Genomic DNA, 16,883 nt, shown 5'->3' with positions numbered 1-16,883 from the left:
TCCGTGGATGTCCCTACTGTATGCGCATACATCCGCCCGTCGCAACCCTCCCTCCCCCAGCGGGCTACTCCCGAGCGAGGGCTGCAGGTACACGTGGCGCCCTCGACGCCGAACAGGCGCCCTCGACCGACGCGACCGACCGCCGCGTCGTCAGGCCGTCGTGCTCTCGCGGACCAGGACGCGGACGGGCAACCGCAGGGTGACCGGCGCGTGGGACGGATCCGCCAGCCGCTCCGTCAGCACGTGCACGGCGGCGCGCCCGAGGTCCTCCATCGGCTGCTGCACCGTGGTGAGCCGCGGATCGGAATGCCGCCCGGCGTCGATCCCGTCGAAACCGGCGACGAGCACCCGCCCGGGCACGTCGACCCCGTGGTCGCGGAACGCGTCGAGCACACCGAGGGCCATCTGGTCGTTCGCGCAGATCACCGCGTCGGGGATGTGTCCGCTCGATGCGAGCGACGAGCCGATCACGCGCGCCCGCTCTCGCGAGAACTCCGCACTCACGACGCTCACGCCGGGTCGATCCGACGCCGGCCGAGCGGCGAGCGCCTCCGAGAATCCTTCGAAGCGCTCGGCGTCGTCCGGGGTGGAGCCCACACCTCGCACGTAGAGGACCCCGTCGATGTCGCGCGTGTCGAAGACGTGGTCGGCGAGGGCGCGCATCCCGGCCCTGTTGTCCACACTGACGTGATCGAAGTCGTCGTCGCGGCGGGGGCCGGCGATGAGGACCACGGGGATGCGGCGCGCGATGTGCTCGAGCATCTCATCCGGCACGCTGCCCGCGAGCACGGCGAGCCCGTCCACCCGTCCGGCGATGTCGGAGACGATCGAGCGCGAGTCGACCCCGCGGCCGACGCCGACGAGCAGCACGAGTCCGTTCCTCCAGGCCTCGATCTCGGCCCCGCGGAGCACCTCGTCGAAGTAGAGGAGATCGGATCCGGTCACGTCGTCCGCCGCCGGATCCGGGATCACCGGCACGGTTCCGCTGCGATCGGGCACGAATGCCGACGTCTCGCGCATGGCGTCGAAGTCGGGGAAGAAGAGACCGACGACACCCGTGCGGCGGGCGGCGAGTCCACGCGCACTGGCACTCGGCACGTACCCGAGTGCTTTGACCGACGCGAGCACGCGTTCGCGCGTCGACTCCCGGACCTCGTCCGGCCTGCGGAGGACGCGGGAGACGGTGGCGATGGAGACGCCCGCGTGCTCGGCGACGTCGTAGACGGTGGTCGCCTTCTCGCTCATGCGCCCACCTCCGCTCGTCGCCGCTCCGTCGTCCGCATCATCCTAAGCTCCCCCTCCACCCCAAAAAGATCGCGATACACCCCGAAACCCCATGCTGTATCGAAATCTTTTTGGGGCGGGAGGGGGGTCAGAGGGTGAGGAAGGCGTACCAGATGAGGAGCATCGTGACGAGGAAACCGGCCACGAAGTTGAGCCAGAGGAAGCGCTTCCAGCCGCGGTTCGCCGACTCGGCCGTCTCATCCGTGATGTTCCAGAACGGGGCGACGTTGAGGATGTACGGCAGCACCGCGATCGCGGCGAGCGGCCCGGGCCAGTCCGTTCCGAGGAGGAAGAGGGCGGCGGCGACGTACGCGACGAGGGCGATCCGCGTCGTCGCACGCGCCCCGAGGACCGTGCCCACCGAGGCGATCCCGCCGGCGCGATCCGCGAGCACGTCCTGCACCGCTCCGAACGCGTGGCTCGCGATGCCCCACAGGAAATAGGCCACGAGCAGCAGGACGAGCGCCGGGGTGAAGACGGCGCCGGCGAGGACGAGCCCGTAGACGGCGGGGCTCACGAAGTGCGTGCTCGACGTGATCGAGTCGAGGAACGGCACCTCCTTGAACCGCAGACCCTTCGCGCTGTAGGCGACGACGGCGAAGAGACTCACCGCGAGGACGGCCCACGACGCGGGGGATCCGAGCAGGACGAGAGCCACGATGAACGGGATGTTCGTCACGAGCACCGCGATGATCGTGGTGCGGTGCAGCGACCGGTCGAGCACCGCCCCCTCGACGCCGCCCTTCCGCGGGTTGCGCAGATCGGACTCGTAGTCGAACACGTCGTTGATGCCGTACATCGCGAGGTTGTACGGGATCAGGAAGTAGATGGTGCCGATCCAGAACGCGAGGTCCAGCTCACGCGTCGCGAGGTAGTACGCCGCGGCGAACGGGTACGCCGTGTTGATCCACGACAGCGGCCTCGACGAGAGGAGGAGCTGTTCAAGGGTGCGCACGGGACCTCCGACGGGACGGGCGGAGCAGGCTCCACAGCGACGGAAGGACGACCGCCGCGAACACAGCGTAGGAGAAGTCCTCGATCGGTGCGATTCCGACGAAGACACCCGAGATGTGGGCCGGATCGTAGGCGACGAGGCCGATGCCGATCATGACGTTGTCGAACACCGCCGTGAGGATGAGGACCGCGACGAGGGTGAGGCCGAGGGCGCGCAGGAAACGGCGGCGATCGGCCGCGCGGAGCGTCGCGACGACCGCGAGCGCGACGGCGGGGACGAGGAACACCAGGTTGAGGAGCGCGTACGTCATCGTCGGTCCCTCCCGCGATCCTCGGGTCGGGTCCGGTCGTCCTCGACGGGGTGCCCGTCGACAGGCTCAGGGAGAGGGTGGAGGTCCGCCGATGGACCGAGGCGGGTCGCCGCGCCGAAGACGTTCATCGAGAGGTAGCAGAGCAGGGTGAGGAAGAAGACCTCCTCGATCGGCAGCTCCGGCGCGATGAGCACTCCCGTCATGAACGGGGTCTGCCCGCGGAAGAAGATGCCGAGGCCGATGCCGAGCAGGTCCCACACGAGGAACAGGACGACGCCGGCGACGAGCACGATCGAGGCACGCCGGGCGTCGTCCCAGAAGAACAGGCGGAAGCGACGGTCGAGCATCACCATGCCGACGATCGACACCGAGAGCGCGGCGAGGTAGACGACGCTCACGACCGGCCGTCGGGAAGCGGTACCGGGAGGGCCTCCGTCGATGTGTCGCCGTTCAGCCGCTTGACCACGAGCTCCGCACTGATGAGGCACATCGGCAGGCCGATCCCCGGGATCGTCGAGCCGCCAGCATAGACGAGCCCGTCCACGCGCTTGCTCACGTTGCCGGCCCGGAAGAGCGCGGACTGCGCGAGAGTGTGCGCCGGTCCGAGCATCGTTCCGCGCCAGGCGTTGATCGAGTCGACGAAATCGGCCGGGCCGACGTCGTGCCGCACCACGATGCGCTCGGCGAGGTCGGGGATGCCCGCCCACTCGGAGATCTGCGCGATGGCGCGGTCCCCCGCTGCACGGATGGTGTCGCTGTCTCCGCCCCCGAGCGACGGCTCTGCGGGGATCGGGACGAGGACGAAGAGGTTCTCGTGCCCGTCGGGCGCGACATCGTCCGTCGCGCTCGGCTTGCAGACGTACAGCGATGCCGGGTCGGGAATATACGGGGCGTCTCCCCCGATGGCGTCGAAGTTGGTCCGCCAGTCCGACGTGAAGAAGAGCGTGTGGTGCAGCAGCTCCGGCAGCTCGCCGCGCACACCGAGCGACAGCAGCACGGCTCCGGGTCCCGGCGTCTTCCGGTCCCAGTACGACTGCGGATACGTGCGGAGCGACGGCGGGAGCAGTCGCGTCTCGGTGTGGTGGAGGTCGGCGGCCGACACGACGACCTCGGCCTGCTCGATGTGTTCGGCCCCCGCCTGGTCCGTCCAGCGGACGCCCGTGACACGCGTGTCCCGGCGGAGTCCGCGCCCACGCGACTCGGTGGTGATGCGGTCGACCGTCGCCCCGGTGACGATCCGAACGCCGGCGTCGCGGGCCACGTCGGCGATCGCCTCGATCACGCGAGCGAAGCCTCCACGGGGGTAGAACACACCGTCCTCGAGGTCGAGGTGGCTCATGAGGTGGTACATGCTCGGAGTGGTATACGGCGACGAACCGAGGAAGACGGCGGGGTAGCCGAGCACCTGGCGGAGCCGCGTGTCGCTCACGACCGTCCCGGCCGCGGTGTCGAGGTCCGTCCCGAACAGCTTCGCGAACCGCGGGAGCTCCGTCACCACGTCGCGCGTCATGAGCGGGGCGAGCGATTCGAACGTCGTGTAGAGGAAGCGGCGCTTCGCGAGCTCGTAGACCTCGCGGGCGGAGTCGAGGTAGCGCTCGAGGCGCGCACCCGAACCGGGCTCGACCCGGTCGAAGAGAGCCACGTTCTCCTCACGCGTCGCCGCGATGTCGAGGGGCTCTGCGTGCCCTTGCGAGTAGACGCGGTAGCCCGGGTCGAGCTGCACGAGGTCGAGCTGCTCGGCCGACGACGTGCCCATCAGGCGGAAGAAGTGGTCGAAGACCTCGGGCATGAGGTACCAGCTCGGGCCGAGATCGAAGCGGTACCCGTCGCGTTCGAGAAGGCCGGCGCGGCCGCCGAGCTGGTCGTTCTTCTCGAGGAGGACGACGTCGCGTCCACTCCGGGCGAGCAGCGCGGCGGTCGCGAGTCCGGAGATGCCGCCACCGATCACGATCGTGCGCTCACCGTTCGTGCGCTCGCCGTTCGTGCGTCGGGTGGTCATCGGGGCATTCCTCCTCGCGCCGCGCGAACGGCGATCTGGGCTTTCACGGGGTTCGGCACGCGCACGCGAGTGGTCACGAGGTCGGCGGCCGGTGTGGCGCGGATGCGTCGCGAGAGTTCAGCGAACAGCTCGTGGGCGAGGACGACGGCACGACGGGAGCTCCGCGGAAGGCCGGGAAGCGTCCGCGCCGACGCGGCGAGATCCGCGTCGATGTCGTCCAACAGACGCGTCTTGTCCGCCTCGGTGAACGCGTCGACGCGGATCCCGGGGAAGTAGCTGCGGCCGAGCCCGGCGAAGTCCGCCGCGAGGTCGCGCAGGAAGTTGACCTTCTGGAAAGCCGCTCCGAGGCGTCGAGCGCCCTCCTCGAGCTGCGCGACCTGCGCTGGGGTACGGCGCTCCCCCGCGAGGAAGACCTTGAGGCACATGAGTCCGACGACCTCGGCCGATCCGTAGACGTAGGCGTCGAAGCTCTCCTGGGTGTGCTCGACGTCGGTGATGTCGGCGCGCATCGATGCGAAGAACGGTCGCGTGAGGTCGGCGCCGATCCCGGCTCGGCGCGCGGCGAGCGCGAACGCGTGCACCACGAGGTTCGCGCTGTAGCCGATCGCCATGGCGCGCTCGGTCTCCCGTTCGAGCTCGTCGAGCGTACGCGTGATCGAGGCGTCGTCGAGGCCGGCGTCCTGGGCCGCGCCGTCGACGATCTCGTCGGCGATCCGCACGAGGGCGTAGATGTTGCGCACGTCCTGCCGCACCACGGGGCCGAGCAGCCGCGCGGCCAGCCCGAAAGACGTGGAGTAGCGGCGGATGACGACGGCGGCGGTCTCCACGGCCACCGCGTCGTACTGGCGGCCTCCCGTCACCGCGTGCGCTCCAGGACGGAACGGACGACGGGCGCGAGCTCCGCGCGGGTCGACGCGGGCACGCTGTCCTCGGCGAGAGCCTCCCACGCACGGTTGGCGAAGTCGCTCGCGAGCCGCTCTGCGTAGGTACGGGCACCGCTCGCGACGAGGACCTCGCGGATGCACGCGGCGTCCTCCTGGTCGAGGTCCGCGCTCCCGAAGAGGTGACGGACGGCGTCCCACTCCGGCCGGGTGGCGGCGTGCGCGATGAGCACCGTCCGCTTGCCCTCGCGGAGGTCCCCGACGGCGCTCTTGCCCGTGACGTCCTCCTCGCCGAACACCCCGAGGACGTCGTCCACGATCTGGTAGGCGATGCCGATGTTCCGACCGAAGCGGCCGAGGGCGTCGATCGTCGCGAGGCCGGCACCGGCGACGACCGCTCCCGCTTGGAGGGGGGCCTCGAACGAGTACCAGGCCGTCTTGAGCCGCTCCATCTCGATGACCTCGTCGACCGTCGGCATCGTGTTGTGCATCGAGAAGTCGACGTCGGCGAACTCGCCGGCCGCAGCGGCCGACACCGCGTCGTCGAGCAGTTCGATGAGGCGGCCCCGCGTGAGCTCGTCGGCTCCGCAGCCGTCGACGAGGCGGTAGGCGCCGGCGAGCGCGAGATCACCGGCGATCACGGCGACGGACATCCCGCGATGTTCGGCGAGCGGGAGCGAGATCCCGGCCGTCGTGGCACGGTCGCGGTAGCTGCCCGAGACGTTGGGCTGACCGCGGCGCACGAAGTCACGGTCGATGACGTCGTCGTGGACGATCAGGGCGGTGTGGAGGAGCTCGAACGCTGCGGCGACGCGGGCGGCGATCTCGAGGTCGCCCCCTCCGAGCGTCTCGAAGGCGGTCAGAACCATGCGCGGCCGGAAGCGTTTGCCGCCTGACGTGTTGCGTCGGAGGTTCTCGATCAGGTGGGCGTGGTGGGAGCCGAAGCGCTCGCCGCGTGCGGAGGCCACGTCGAACCACCCGTCGAGGACGTCCTCGACGCGTTGCAGTCGTCGCCCGGTGACGACCACGAGATCGTGGGGGTCCATGCCTCGACACTAACCGACCGGGCCGGATGGTTGAAACATTTAACTAGTTGCTCTAGTGACTTGCGCGGATCGCCGGGATGCTCTCTCAGCCGACGCCTCCGAAGAAATTTCCCATCGAGTGCATCCGGACCCCGTCCGGGGGCGGAAGTGGTGGCAGAAGCATTCCGCCGCCCGTTCGCGGGCTCGACACGGAGGTACCCATGCGCAAGATCCTCGGCGCCGGCATCGCAGCCAGCGCTCTCCTCGCCCTCACGACGGCCCTGCCCGCCACCGCAGCAGAGGGCGACGCGTCCCTGTCCGTCCTCCACGCCGTGCCGGACCTGACCGTGGACGTCTACGTGAACGACGAGCTCACGATCGACGACTTCGAGCCCGGCACCCTTGCGGGCCCGCTCGAACTCGCCCCCGGCACCTACACCGTCGCGATCACGGCCGCCGACGCCACCGACGCGAGCGACCCGGCGATCGGCCCGGTCGACCTCACGCTCGAGGCCGACGGGAACTACACGGCCGTCGCCCACCTCACGGAGGCCGGCGAACCGACCGCGACCCTCTTCACCAACGACGTCTCCACGCTCGCCGCCGGTGAGGGCCGACTCACCGTCCGCCACACGGCCGCCGCTCCCGCCGTCGACGTCCTGGCGGGTGGAACGCCCGTGATCGAGGGCCTGACGAACCCCGACGAGGAGGTCCTGACCCTCCCCGCCGGCACGATCTCGGCGAGCGTCGCCGCCGCCGGCACGACCGACCCGGTGATCGGCCCGGCCGACGTGAACGTCGCCGAGGGCGTCAACACGATCGTGTACGCGTGGGGCAGCCTCGAGGACGACAACCTCGACTTCGCGATCCAGACGATCGAGGGCCTGCACTCGAACCCCGACGGCGTGCCCGCCGGAGAGGCCGGCCTCGTCGCCACCAACGCTCCGGGTGCCGGAGCGCTCTGGGTCGGAGCCGGAGTGCTCGGCCTGATGGCCTTCGCCATCGCCGCCGTCGCTCGCACCAACCGCCGAGAGGCCGCAGCACAGAGGGCCGACCGCTGATCCGTCGTCACCCTCGCCGGACCGCCGCGGCGGGCGCATTCGCGCTCGTCGCGGCCATCCTGCTGTCGGGATGCTCCGCCACCGTCGAGGCGGCGCCCACCGGTGTCGCGAGCCCGACGAGCACGCCGACGGGGCAGACTCCGACGGCCGCGCCGCCGACCCCCGCGATCGACGTCCCCCGCGTCGACGCCGACACCGGGAACCAAGTGGAGCCCACTGTGGCACCGACGATCGTCGCCGTCGACGACCTCGACATCACCGTGACGGTCCGACCGGAGGGCCTCGCGGCCGACGGCTCCATGGCGCTCCCGGAGAACCCGTCGGTCGCCTCCTGGTACCGCTACGGCTCGGGACCGGCGAGTCCCGGTGGCGCCACGGTGATCGCCGCCCACGTCGACTCCTTCGAATACGACATCGGCCCGTTCGCGCGCCTCGTGAACGCGTCGGTCGGGACGATCGTCACGGTCACGAGCGAAGACGGCGCAGTGCACCGGTACGAGATCGACGCCGTCGAGCTCGCCGAGAAGACCGGGGTGCCGTGGGACACGGTCTTCGACCGGACCGGCGAGCCCCGGCTCATCCTCATCACGTGCGGCGGCGAGTTCGACGGCGAGACAGGTCACTACCGCAGCAACGTGATCGTGACCGCCCGCCTCCTCCCGTGAACCCCGACGCCGACTATGCTCATCGCACGACCGGCCCTACGCCGGCAGACCGGACGGACCTGATGCACCCCGCGGACGACGACGACGCGATCGGCGCGGCATTCCACGCCGGGGACGAACGTGCTCTCGCTGAGGCCTTCGCCCGGTGGTCCTCCCTCGTCTACAGCCTTGCTCTGCGCTCGCTCGGTGAACCCGCCGATGCGGAGGACGCGACACAGCGCGTCTTCGTCTCGGCATGGCAGAGCCGCCACACCTACGATCCCGAGCGGATCCGCCTTCCCGGGTGGCTCGTCGGCATCGCGAGGCACCGGATCGCCGACGTCCACGAGCAGCGCGCGCGCCAACGACGATCCGATCAGGCCTACGCGTCGAACACACACGTGAGAGAACGCGACGCGACGGAAGCCGTCGCGGACCGCATCCTCATCACTGCGGAGCTCGAGAAGCTCGAACCCACGCCGCAGGTGATCATGCATCTCGCCTTCTTCGACGACCTGACCCACAGCCAGATCGCGGAGACGCTCGGGCTGCCGCTCGGTACCGTCAAGAGCCACATCCGCCGCAGTCTCACGCGGATCCGGAAGACCCTGGAGGTGAACGATGGAGCATATTGACCCGCAGGAACTCGACGGGCTCGCCCTCGGCGAGGCCCAGCCCACTCCGCTCCAGAATGCGCACCTCGACGAGTGCGCCCGCTGTCGCGGGGAGCTCGACGCGGTGCGCCGCACCGCCGGGGCCGTGCGGTCCGCCCGCGATCTCGCCGTGAACGACGCGCCCGACGCCGTGTGGGCCGCCGTGCACGCCGAGCTCGGGCTGTCGGCGTCGTTGTCGGCCACGCCTCGGCGCGGGGTCCTCACCGATGGTGCGACCGTCACCGGTGCCGTGACGAGCGATCCGTCCCCGATCGCGACAGACGCCCAGCTCACGCGCCGCGGCGCCGGCGGTCCCTCGAGTCCTCGTCGGCGCCGACGTCCGCCGGCTCGACGCTGGATCCTGCCGTCCATCGCCGCCGGCGTCGCACTCGTCCTCGGTATCGGCGGCGGGTTCGGTCTGTCACGTGTCCTTCAGCCGACAGCGGGCGACGTCGTCGCGACAGCCAGTCTCGCGGCCCTCCCCGACTGGCCGGACGCCTCCGGAACGGCCACCGTGCGCGAACTCCCCGACGGCACCCGTCAAGTGGACGTGGAGGTCGACACCGACGGGGACGACGACGATGCCCCCCTGCGCGAGGTCTGGCTGCTCAGCCCGGATGCGAGCGGACTCGTCAGCATCGGGTTCCTGGACGGCAGCGCGGGCACGTTCACGGTCCCGGCCGGTGTCGACCTGGCGACGTATCCGATCGTGGACGTCTCAGCGGAACCGCAGGACGGCGACCCGACCCATTCCGGCGACTCGATCGTGCGCGGGGAGCTCGGCGCATCGTAGCGGCATCGGCGATCCGGCCCCTCGGCCCTGCGCTGTACCGGAGAATGGAGACATGAGCGTGGAACAAGTCGTCCTGTTGAGCGAGGAGGGCACCCCGACGGGTGTCGCGGACAAGGCGACGGTGCACACCACGTCGACCCCTCTCCACCTCGCGTTCTCGTGCCACGTCTCGGACGCCGACGGACGCATCCTCGTGACGCGACGCGCGCTCGAGAAGCTCACGTGGCCGGGCGTCTGGACCAACAGCTTCTGCGGGCACCCCGGTCCCGGCGAGGACATGGAGGCTGCGGTGCACCGTCGCGCCAAGGCGGAGCTCGGGATCGAACTCGACACCCTCACGCTCGCACTGCCCGACTTCCGATACCGCGCCGTCGACGCCGCCGGCATCGTCGAGAACGAGATCTGCCCCGTGTACCGGGCCACCACCACGAGCACGCTCGCACCCGCGCCGTCCGAAGTGGTCGAGTGGTTCTGGGCGGAGCCCGACGCGATCGACGCGGCGATCGCCGCCACCCCGTGGGCGTTCAGCCCATGGCTCACGCTCCAGCTGCCGCTGCTCGCGAGCGTCTGACGCCTCGTGCCCACCCAGACGGGTCTCACCGAGACGGGTGATGCACTGATCGGCCCGATACCCGCTCCCGATCTGCACGTCATGACGTTCAACGTCCGCCGTCCCGTCGGACGGCTCCCGGGCCGCAGCCCCGACATGTGGGAGACGCGCAAGCCGGCCCTGTCGGCACTTCTCGCGTCGGAACTCCCCGCCATCCTCGGAACGCAGGAGGTCGTACCGGGCCAGTCCCGCGCGATCAGGGCAGCGCTCGGGCGCACCTACCGCACCGTCGGGCACGGGCGCGGCGCGGACGGGCGCGGCGAGGGCTGCCCGATCTACTACGACTCGGCACGGCTCGTGCTCACCGAGTGGTCGCAGATCGCGCTCTCCGATCGACCGGACGAGCCGGGTTCGGCGACCTGGGGAAACAGGGTGCCGCGCATCGTCGTCTCGGCGACGTTCCGCGACCGGATCGGATCGGCGCGGTTCCGCGTCATCAACACCCACTTCGATCACATCTCGCGGCGGTCGCGCGTGCGGTCGGCAGCGCTCGTGCGGAGTGCGGTGGCGAACGGCGGCCTGCCCGCGATCGTGACGGGCGACCTCAACACGGGAGAGGGCTCCGAACCGGTCGACGAACTCTTCGCCGACGGCACCCTCGTCGACGCGTGGACGACGGCCGCCGAGCGCCTCACCCCGGAGTGGGGCACGTTCCCCAACTACCGCGAGCCCCGCACCGAGCGGAAGCGGATCGACTGGATCGTCACCACTCCCACCATCGAGGTCGAGCGCATCGGGATGAACGACCGCCGACCGGACGGCGTCTGGCCGTCCGACCACCTGCCCGTGCAGGCCGTCGTGCGCATCCACGCCGCGGGGGATCGCACGCCGTGATCGCGAACTTCCTGCGTCGTCCCATCGGTCCGCTCGAGTTCACGGCGGACGCGGTACGACTCGTCGGGCTGCTGAGCGTCTTCGTCGCAGCCGTCTGGTGGGAGCCGACGGACGCCGGGGTGCTCGCGCTCGCTCTGCCCGCGATCCTCCTCCCCCGCTTCATCGGCGTGCACCCCGGGTTTGACATCGTCTACGGGGCGATCATCCTCGTCGCCGCCTGGAGCAACGTCTTCGACCTGTACACGAGCATCGCCTGGTGGGACCTCGCGGTGCACTTCGCCTGCACGGGCGTCGTCGCCGCACTCGTCTCGCTCCTGCTCGCCCGGCTCGGCATCATCGCGGCGCCGCGGAGCCGCGACGTCACCGTCGCCGCCACTCTCGTTCTCACGACCGTCATCGGGCTCGCGGCGAGCGCCGTGTGGGAGATGATCGAGTGGATCGGCAAGGAGTTCGTGAGCGACGACATCTTCGTGGCCTACGACGACACGATCGGCGACATGGCTATCGGCGGCCTCGGCGCTCTCGTGGCCGGCTTCGCCCTCGCGCTGCTGCCGCTCCACCGGTACCGCTCCCCCGACGCCGCCGACAGGAGACGCGCAGACCGCCTCACCCTCGGCTGACGCCTCGCCCTAGGCTGAAGCGATGAGCCAGCAGCACGTCGCCCTCGTCACGGGCGCGAACCACGGAATCGGTGCGGCGATCGCGGAGCAGCTCGCCGCGGACGGACTCGCGGTCGTCATCACGTACCTCTCGATCGAGGAGCCAGCCGACGAGGGCACGCCGGAGCGCCTGCGCGAGAACCACCGACGCGACGCGAGCGAGGTGCTCGGTCGTATCGAGGCGGCCGGCGGGCGGGCGATCGCGATCTCCGCCGATCTGCTCGACGCCGCCGTCATCCCCGGGCTCTTCGACGCGGCGGAGGAGGCGTTCGGTCCGGTCGACGTGCTCGTCAACAACGCGACGAGCTCGCTCCAGGACACCTTCCGCTCCACCGACCGCGATTGGGCCGGCCGCGCCCTGACGCCCGTGACCGCGGCGAGCTTCGATCGCCAGTTCGGCGTGGACGCCCGCGCCGGCGTGCTCCTCATGGCGGAGTTCGCTGCGCGATTGCAGGCTCGCGCGGGATCGTGGGGACGCATCCTGTCGATGACGTCGGGCGGCGAGAAGGGGTTCCCCGGGGAGGTCTCCTACGGTGCCGCGAAGGCCGCGATTGTGAACTACACGATGTCGGCGAGCCTCGAGCTCAGCCGGTTCGGCGTCACGGCGAACGCGCTGCACCCGCCCGTGACCGACACCGGCTGGGTCACCGACGACGTCCGCGGGTTCGTGGAGCAGGACGACAACTTCTTCAGCGTGGCCGAGCCGTCCGAGGTGGCCGAGGTCGTCTCGTTCCTCGTGTCCGACGCGGGTCGCCGCGTCACCGGCAACGTCATCCGCATGGGCTGACGCCGTCCGCCTCACTGTCCGTTCAGGCGGTGCGGGTGCCCTCGTTGTGCTCCGCGAGCCACCACGTCTTCCCGTCGTCGTCGGAGACGAAGCTCTCCCACAGGTACGACGAGTCCGTGATGCTCGAGAAGTTCCAGCGGATCGCTTTGCCGTCGTTGCGCGTGCCGTCCTGGCGGATGCCGTCCTTCCGGTGGCCCGTGGCCAGGAGGTTGCAGTACTCGCCGCGCGCCGGCTCCATGTACGAGACCCGCCAGAGACCGATGTCGGCGTCGTAGACGCGGATCGCGGTGCCGATCGTCACGGGACCGTCTGGCGTCTCCCGGACGGAGACGTCCTGCACCGCCCGGCCGTCGAGGATGTAGGCGACGTGCCAGGCGAAGGAGTCCTCCGCCCACTCGCCCGTCCGCTCGTCGAGCCGGCGCGCCGACACGTCCCAGGACCCGACGAGACGGCCGAAGCGCGCGACGCGCTTCGCGTAGCGCGCCGATGGGGCCGGCGAGATGAGCGCCGCGGAGAAGCGGGCGTTGGCGCCCTGGTCCGGACTCGGGAACGCGGACGGAGTCTCGAGCGCGTCGGTCATGGCGGCACCCCTTCTGGCGGAATCGTGAGGACGTCCACCGGCCACCGTCGCCGATGGGGTCGGGTTCAGGGTACCGGCAGTACGGGGCGGCGCGCCCGAACGTCACCCCCTCGGTCGTCTCCCAGCGGGCGCGGCACTCGGCGTGGGAGCATCGTCCGAGATGTCATCCCCTCCCCCCACCAATCCCCTCCCGATCCAACGGGACAGCACCCCGCACTCGCGACGGTCCGCGGCCGGAACCGCCGTCCGCCGCATGCTGCGACCGGCCCGTCTCCTCCTGGCCGGAAAGACCGCCCTCGCCGGGACGGCCGCCTGGTACATCGGGCACCTGCTGCCGGGCGAGACCGCCGACTTCGCCTACTACGCGCCGCTCGGCGCGCTCATCGCGATGGCGCCGACGCTCATGGACTCGATGCGATCGAGCCTCCAGACGGTCGCCGGTCTCGCTCTCGGCATCCTCATCGCGTGGGGCCTCATCACAACGGGTGCGCCCGGGTGGGCCGTCGTTCCCATCGCGCTCGCTCTCGGCACGATCCTCGCGGGGCTGCCGATCCTCGGCACGAGCCGCGACTACGTGCCCATCGCGGCACTGTTCGTGCTCATCATCGGCGGGGCGAACGCGAACGACTTCTCCGTCGGCTACCTCCTGCAGATGGGTCTCGGGATGGCGATCGGCATCGTCGTCAACCTCGTCGTGGCGCCGCCCCTGCCCACGGACGATGCCGCCGTGGCGATCTCGGCGCTCCGACAGGCGGGCACGAACACCCTCGACGCGATGGCCGATTCCCTCGGTGCGGGCAACCGCGAGTCGGGCTGGACGGAGGAGCTCGCCGCCCTCGAGACGCGACTCTCCGACGCCGCGACGGCCGTGCGGAACGCGCGCGAGGGAAGCCGCGCGAATCCCCGCACCCGCTGGAACCACTACGACGTGGACGAGGACCTCGACGACGTCGCCGCGCTCCGCCGCATCCGCATGCACCTCTCCGCGCTCGGTGCGATCCTGCGCGGCTCGGAGCAGGAGAAGCCGCTCTCGGCGCTCGTCGACGACGAGGGCCGCGACCTCGCATCACGGCTGCTCTCCGCTCTCGCGCGCTCGTGCGAGCGGTGGGACGACGACAAGCGCGGAGCGGCGGCCGCCGACGCGGATGCGGACGCCGACACGGTCGCGGACCTCGAGCGCCGTCTGCGGGCCCACGCCGCCCCGACCGACGCCCAGCCGCTCGTGAGCGCGTTCGCCGTCGCCGCCGGGCGCCTGTCGGAGGAGATCGCCGACCGCGTCGCGTCGCACGCCGAGCACGAGGAGCGCGCCGGCCGGACTGCGTAGGACCGACGGGACTCGTCGAACGGTCGCGGCGGCGTCCCGGTCAGATGCCGGCGCCCGCGTCCCGTTCCGACTGCTGATCGCGCTCGGCGAGGTCGTCTGCGGCGTCGTGGTCGGCGGCGAGCGCCTCGGCCATGTCGGCGTCGAGTTCCGCGTTGAGGTCGTCGTCCGAGGTCCCGACCGGTCCGTGCGAGCCGTCCTCGCTGTGACCGTGGTCCGGTGCTGTGAGATCGCTCATGGTGTTCCTTCGGTGCGAGGGACCCGAGCGGATTCCACCGTGCGGTCGAACCTACGCCACTCGGCCATCCCCTCCGGGCATACTCGGCTTCCCCGGACCCGTCGACATACTCAGGGAGCGGGGCGTCCGTCCGGCCTAGAGCTCGCGGGATCCCACGTCGGTGCGGTGGAAGTTCTGGAACGAGCGCGACGCCGTCGGTCCGCGCTGCCCCTGGTAGCGCGACGAGTACGCCGCCGAACCGTACGGGTTCTCCGCGGGCGAGCTGAGGCGGAAGAAGCACATCTGCCCGATCTTCATGCCCGGCCAGAGCTTGATCGGCAGCGTCGCGACGTTGCTCAGCTCGAGGGTCACGTGGCCTTCGAAGCCCGGGTCGATGAAGCCGGCCGTGGAGTGCGTGAGTAGGCCAAGGCGGCCGAGCGAGCTCTTCCCCTCGAGGCGCGCGGCCACGTCGTCCGGCAGCGTGACGCTCTCGAAGGTGGAGCCGAGAACGAACTCGCCGGGGTGCAGGATGAACGGTTCGTCGGGCTTCGTCTCGATGAGCCGCGTGAGCTCCGGCTGGTCCTCGGCCGGGTCGATGAAGGGGTACTTGTGGTTGTCGAACAACCGGAAGAAGCGGTCGAGTCGCACGTCGATGCTCGACGGCTGGATCATCGAGGGGTCGTACGGGTCGAGCGCGATGCGCCCACTGGTCAGTTCGGCCGTGATGTCGCGATCGGAGAGAAGCACACGGTCAGTGTAGTGAAGGACGCGGTGGTGGCGGACTCGGTGACGGGCTGCCGTGTTTGCTAGGCTGGCGGAGCGCCTTCGGGCGTACGCGGATGTAGTTCAATGGTAGAACTTCAGCTTCCCAAGCTGATAGCGCGGGTTCGATTCCCGTCATCCGCTCCATCTCACAGCCGCTCCGCGGTTCCTCACCACGTCCGCCGCCAGGCCAGGATCGGCGGCTCAGCGTCCGGCAGGTCGCCCTCCGGGTGGCGGACGAAGCCGTGGCGCTGCGCGAAGCGCTCGGACGCGGCGTTGGCCGGCTCGATGTAGGCGTCGATCGTCGTGACGCCGAGCTCCTCCGTCGCCAGACGCAGCATCTCGCGCACCGCCTCCGAGGCGAGGCCGAGGCCCTCCCGGTCCCGGCGGACGACGTAGCCGAGATCCGCGGACCCGGCCGGCCCGCGCTTCAGGTCGACCTCGCCGATCACGCGACCGCTCGCGACCTCCTCGATCGCGAGCACGAGCCAGTCGCCCTCAGTCTCGGCGCGGTGCTGCGACAGCTTTTTCAGGAGCGCCGTGCGGGTGTCGTCCCGCGACCGCACCGGCCAGGGCAAGTGGCGCGTGGTGTGCGCGTCGCCGTGGAACTCCGCGAGGTCGTCGAGGTCCGTCATCCGGTGCTCGCGGAGTATCAGCCGCTGTGTGCGGAGGGGCAGCGTGGGGGCCCACGGGCGGGCGCGTCTGTCGTCGTCCACGGTCACCCGCCCAGGCTAGTGGCGTCACGGAGGCCGGTGGGTCGTCGAGAAGCTGCCAATGTCGGGAGGGATCCGGCTCCGTCCGGGCCACGGGGACTCGACTGCTCCGCGCGCCCCGCGACGGTCGCTAGCCTGCAGGGATGACCGGTCTCCCCCTCTCCGACGATGCGGTGCTCGTGGTGGTGGACGTGCAGCGTGGATTCGAGGACAGCGCCTACTGGGGCGCACGTGACAACCCCGACGCCGAGCACAACATCGCTGCCCTCCTCGCGGAGTGGCGGTCCCGCGGACGGCCCGTCGTGTTCGTCCGACACGACTCCATGGATCCGTCGTCGCCCCTCTACCCGGGAACGCCTGGCCACCTCTTCCAGGACGCCATCACCGGGGAGCCCGCTCTCCTCGTGCGGAAGTCGGTGAACTCCAGCTTCCACGGCGAGCCCGACCTGCACGCGTGGTTGCAGGAGCGCGGCGCGAGGCAGGTCGTGGTGTGCGGGATCACGACGAACCACTGCTGCGAGACGACAGCGCGCGTGGCCGGGAACCTCGGTTACGACACCTACTTCGTGCTCGACGCAACCCACACGTTCGACAGGCTCGCGCCCGACGGAGACCTCGTCCCCGCGGCGACCCTCGCGCGGATCACGGCGACCAACCTTCACGGCGAGTTCGCGACGGTCGTGTCGACGGCGGAGGTCGTCGCCGCTTGATCGGCGTAGCCCCGGTCACGGCCGGGAGCGCGCACCCGGAGCGTGCACCGGAGCGCCGATCCGACGACTCTCGCCGGTCCAGCGG

22 protein-coding genes and 1 tRNA gene are annotated in these 16,883 nt (G+C 70.6%); 11 read left to right on the top strand and 12 right to left on the bottom strand.

The genetic code is table 11. The features are described from left to right. Positions 1-150: 150 nt before the first annotated feature. The 7 genes from CLV49_RS10005 to CLV49_RS09975 form a co-directional block, all read right to left on the bottom strand. Positions 151-1,245 (bottom strand): LacI family DNA-binding transcriptional regulator, encoded by a 1,095-nt coding sequence (locus tag CLV49_RS10005; protein WP_106563417.1) that lies wholly within the window; start codon positions 1,243-1,245, stop codon positions 151-153. 127 nt (positions 1,246-1,372) lie between these two features. After that, complete coding sequence (locus tag CLV49_RS10000; RefSeq protein ID WP_208019798.1) at positions 1,373-2,239, bottom strand: prenyltransferase; 867 nt, start codon at positions 2,237-2,239, stop codon at positions 1,373-1,375. Further along, entirely contained in the window at positions 2,226-2,549 is a 324-nt protein-coding gene (locus CLV49_RS09995) for a lycopene cyclase domain-containing protein (protein ID WP_106563416.1), read from the bottom strand. Before CLV49_RS09995 ends, CLV49_RS10000 begins: the two co-directional genes overlap by 14 nt. Further along, a complete protein-coding gene (locus CLV49_RS09990) occupies positions 2,546-2,947 on the bottom strand; it encodes a lycopene cyclase domain-containing protein (protein WP_106563415.1) in 402 nt (133 codons plus the stop codon). The genes CLV49_RS09995 and CLV49_RS09990 overlap by 4 nt, the downstream gene beginning before the upstream one ends. Then, on the bottom strand, positions 2,944-4,548 hold the full coding sequence (gene crtI, locus CLV49_RS09985; RefSeq protein WP_106563414.1) for a phytoene desaturase family protein: 1,605 nt from the start codon (positions 4,546-4,548) through the stop codon (positions 2,944-2,946). Before crtI ends, CLV49_RS09990 begins: the two co-directional genes overlap by 4 nt. Continuing rightward, positions 4,545-5,408, bottom strand: a complete 864-nt coding sequence (locus CLV49_RS09980; protein ID WP_106563413.1) for a phytoene/squalene synthase family protein — start codon at positions 5,406-5,408, stop codon at positions 4,545-4,547. Before CLV49_RS09980 ends, crtI begins: the two co-directional genes overlap by 4 nt. Further along, complete coding sequence (locus tag CLV49_RS09975; RefSeq protein ID WP_106563412.1) at positions 5,405-6,475, bottom strand: polyprenyl synthetase family protein; 1,071 nt, start codon at positions 6,473-6,475, stop codon at positions 5,405-5,407. The genes CLV49_RS09980 and CLV49_RS09975 overlap by 4 nt, the downstream gene beginning before the upstream one ends. A 200-nt stretch (positions 6,476-6,675) precedes the next feature. Here CLV49_RS09975 and CLV49_RS09970 point away from each other — a divergent pair, with 200 nt between their 5' ends. Then, complete coding sequence (locus tag CLV49_RS09970) at positions 6,676-7,515, top strand: DUF4397 domain-containing protein (RefSeq protein ID WP_106563411.1); 840 nt, start codon at positions 6,676-6,678, stop codon at positions 7,513-7,515. 7 nt (positions 7,516-7,522) lie between these two features. On the opposite strand, the gene CLV49_RS18345 is transcribed toward CLV49_RS09970, so the two are convergent. Next, a complete protein-coding gene (locus CLV49_RS18345; protein ID WP_158261947.1) occupies positions 7,523-7,711 on the bottom strand; it encodes a hypothetical protein in 189 nt (62 codons plus the stop codon). Between the two features lie 22 nt (positions 7,712-7,733). On the opposite strand from CLV49_RS18345, the gene CLV49_RS18340 reads away from it, so the two are divergent. The 7 genes from CLV49_RS18340 (at position 7,734) to CLV49_RS09935 (ending at position 12,495) form a co-directional block, all read left to right on the top strand. Then, a complete protein-coding gene (locus CLV49_RS18340) occupies positions 7,734-8,180 on the top strand; it encodes a class F sortase (RefSeq protein ID WP_158261946.1) in 447 nt (148 codons plus the stop codon). Between the two features lie 62 nt (positions 8,181-8,242). Continuing rightward, positions 8,243-8,794: an RNA polymerase sigma factor gene (locus tag CLV49_RS09960; RefSeq protein WP_106563409.1), complete on the top strand. Its 552-nt coding sequence runs from the start codon at positions 8,243-8,245 to the stop codon at positions 8,792-8,794. Then, positions 8,781-9,605 carry an anti-sigma factor domain-containing protein gene (locus CLV49_RS09955; RefSeq protein WP_106563408.1) on the top strand — a complete coding sequence of 275 codons (825 nt, stop codon included), beginning with the start codon at positions 8,781-8,783 and terminating at the stop codon, positions 9,603-9,605. The genes CLV49_RS09960 and CLV49_RS09955 overlap by 14 nt, the downstream gene beginning before the upstream one ends. Positions 9,606-9,657: 52 nt before the next feature. Continuing rightward, positions 9,658-10,176, top strand: coding sequence for an isopentenyl-diphosphate Delta-isomerase (idi, locus tag CLV49_RS09950; protein WP_106563407.1), 519 nt, complete (start codon positions 9,658-9,660; stop codon positions 10,174-10,176). Positions 10,177-10,182: 6 nt separating this feature from the next. Then, positions 10,183-11,049, top strand: coding sequence for an endonuclease/exonuclease/phosphatase family protein (locus CLV49_RS09945; protein WP_243696622.1), 867 nt, complete (start codon positions 10,183-10,185; stop codon positions 11,047-11,049). Next, the gene (locus CLV49_RS09940) at positions 11,046-11,669 is read left to right on the top strand and encodes a DUF2238 domain-containing protein (RefSeq protein ID WP_106563406.1); all 624 of its coding nucleotides are present in this window, start codon (positions 11,046-11,048) and stop codon (positions 11,667-11,669) included. Before CLV49_RS09945 ends, CLV49_RS09940 begins: the two co-directional genes overlap by 4 nt. Before the next feature lie 22 nt (positions 11,670-11,691). Beyond that, positions 11,692-12,495, top strand: coding sequence for an SDR family NAD(P)-dependent oxidoreductase (locus CLV49_RS09935; RefSeq protein ID WP_106563405.1), 804 nt, complete (start codon positions 11,692-11,694; stop codon positions 12,493-12,495). A 22-nt stretch (positions 12,496-12,517) separates the two neighbouring features. Here the strand turns inward: CLV49_RS09935 and CLV49_RS09930 are convergent, their stop codons facing one another. Beyond that, the gene (locus CLV49_RS09930; RefSeq protein ID WP_106563404.1) at positions 12,518-13,075 is read right to left on the bottom strand and encodes a hypothetical protein; all 558 of its coding nucleotides are present in this window, start codon (positions 13,073-13,075) and stop codon (positions 12,518-12,520) included. Between the two features lie 160 nt (positions 13,076-13,235). On the opposite strand from CLV49_RS09930, the gene CLV49_RS09925 reads away from it, so the two are divergent. After that, complete coding sequence (locus CLV49_RS09925) at positions 13,236-14,399, top strand: FUSC family protein (protein WP_106563403.1); 1,164 nt, start codon at positions 13,236-13,238, stop codon at positions 14,397-14,399. Between the two features lie 40 nt (positions 14,400-14,439). Here the strand turns inward: CLV49_RS09925 and CLV49_RS09920 are convergent, their stop codons facing one another. Next, entirely contained in the window at positions 14,440-14,634 is a 195-nt protein-coding gene (locus tag CLV49_RS09920; protein ID WP_106563402.1) for a hypothetical protein, read from the bottom strand. Positions 14,635-14,769: 135 nt separating this feature from the next. Next, a complete protein-coding gene (dcd, locus tag CLV49_RS09915; protein ID WP_106563401.1) occupies positions 14,770-15,360 on the bottom strand; it encodes a dCTP deaminase in 591 nt (196 codons plus the stop codon). Positions 15,361-15,448: 88 nt separating this feature from the next. Here dcd and CLV49_RS09910 point away from each other — a divergent pair. Continuing rightward, positions 15,449-15,522, top strand: a tRNA-Gly gene (locus CLV49_RS09910). 23 nt (positions 15,523-15,545) lie between these two features. Here the strand turns inward: CLV49_RS09910 and CLV49_RS09905 are convergent. Then, positions 15,546-16,097, bottom strand: a complete 552-nt coding sequence (locus tag CLV49_RS09905) for a GNAT family N-acetyltransferase (RefSeq protein WP_106563400.1) — start codon at positions 16,095-16,097, stop codon at positions 15,546-15,548. A gap of 134 nt (positions 16,098-16,231) precedes the next feature. Here CLV49_RS09905 and CLV49_RS09900 point away from each other — a divergent pair, with 134 nt between their 5' ends. Then, positions 16,232-16,798, top strand: coding sequence for a cysteine hydrolase family protein (locus CLV49_RS09900; RefSeq protein WP_106563399.1), 567 nt, complete (start codon positions 16,232-16,234; stop codon positions 16,796-16,798). Positions 16,799-16,883: the final 85 nt, after the last annotated feature.

The organism is Labedella gwakjiensis (genome assembly GCF_003014675.1).
GTDB classification, from domain to species: domain Bacteria; phylum Actinomycetota; class Actinomycetes; order Actinomycetales; family Microbacteriaceae; genus Labedella; species Labedella gwakjiensis.
This window is presented reverse-complemented; position numbering and strand designations above follow the sequence as displayed.

What these genes read in the sequence shown, in the direction of transcription:
- CLV49_RS10005 (WP_106563417.1), bottom strand. Translation starts at nt 1,245, where the DNA reads ATGAGCGAGAAGGCGACCACCGTCTACGACGTCGCCGAGCACGCGGGC.
- CLV49_RS09995 (WP_106563416.1), bottom strand. Translation starts at nt 2,549, where the DNA reads ATGACGTACGCGCTCCTCAACCTGGTGTTCCTCGTCCCCGCCGTCGCG.
- crtI (WP_106563414.1), bottom strand. Translation starts at nt 4,548, where the DNA reads ATGACCACCCGACGCACGAACGGCGAGCGCACGAACGGTGAGCGCACG.
- CLV49_RS09975 (WP_106563412.1), bottom strand. Translation starts at nt 6,475, where the DNA reads ATGGACCCCCACGATCTCGTGGTCGTCACCGGGCGACGACTGCAACGC.
- CLV49_RS09970 (WP_106563411.1), top strand. Translation starts at nt 6,676, where the DNA reads ATGCGCAAGATCCTCGGCGCCGGCATCGCAGCCAGCGCTCTCCTCGCC.
- CLV49_RS09960 (WP_106563409.1), top strand. Translation starts at nt 8,243, where the DNA reads ATGCACCCCGCGGACGACGACGACGCGATCGGCGCGGCATTCCACGCC.
- CLV49_RS09955 (WP_106563408.1), top strand. Translation starts at nt 8,781, where the DNA reads ATGGAGCATATTGACCCGCAGGAACTCGACGGGCTCGCCCTCGGCGAG.
- idi (WP_106563407.1), top strand. Translation starts at nt 9,658, where the DNA reads ATGAGCGTGGAACAAGTCGTCCTGTTGAGCGAGGAGGGCACCCCGACG.
- CLV49_RS09935 (WP_106563405.1), top strand. Translation starts at nt 11,692, where the DNA reads ATGAGCCAGCAGCACGTCGCCCTCGTCACGGGCGCGAACCACGGAATC.
- CLV49_RS09930 (WP_106563404.1), bottom strand. Translation starts at nt 13,075, where the DNA reads ATGACCGACGCGCTCGAGACTCCGTCCGCGTTCCCGAGTCCGGACCAG.
- CLV49_RS09925 (WP_106563403.1), top strand. Translation starts at nt 13,236, where the DNA reads ATGTCATCCCCTCCCCCCACCAATCCCCTCCCGATCCAACGGGACAGC.
- CLV49_RS09920 (WP_106563402.1), bottom strand. Translation starts at nt 14,634, where the DNA reads ATGAGCGATCTCACAGCACCGGACCACGGTCACAGCGAGGACGGCTCG.
- CLV49_RS09900 (WP_106563399.1), top strand. Translation starts at nt 16,232, where the DNA reads ATGACCGGTCTCCCCCTCTCCGACGATGCGGTGCTCGTGGTGGTGGAC.